Raw genomic sequence first — 354 nt, 5'->3', positions numbered from 1 at the left:
AATACTTCGCAGCATACTGTTGCCAGTACACTCTGAAGTATTATCAAGGACCGTAGGGATATGGTGGAGCTAAGCGGGATCGAACCGCTGACCTCCTGCGTGCAAGGCAGGCGCTCTCCCAGCTGAGCTATAGCCCCATACAGTCACTTGCAGAAATCTTTATTACCACTCGCGGCGAATTACAGCCTTTCCCTTTCAGGAAGCCTGTTCATCCGTGCTCAGCCCATAATGCAGCATAAGTGCGAATTTGGTAGGCCTGAGTGGACTTGAACCACCGACCTCACCCTTATCAGGGGTGCGCTCTAACCACCTGAGCTACAAGCCTATAAAGATTTTTCTGCTCGTTACTTTTTC

At 50.3% G+C, this 354-nt stretch carries 2 tRNA genes; both read right to left on the bottom strand.

What is annotated here, in order from left to right:
* Nucleotides 1–61: 61 nt before the first annotated feature.
* Nucleotides 62–137, bottom strand: a tRNA-Ala gene (locus AC2A1E_RS24375).
* Between the two features lie 111 nt (nucleotides 138–248).
* A tRNA-Ile gene (locus tag AC2A1E_RS24370) sits at nucleotides 249–325 on the bottom strand.
* Nucleotides 326–354 lie beyond the last annotated feature (29 nt).

The sequence above is a fragment of the Serratia sp. HNCC26DJ206 genome (genome assembly GCF_057180605.1).
The sequence above is the reverse complement of the archived record's forward strand: the minus strand, read 5'-3'. Positions and strand labels throughout refer to the sequence as shown.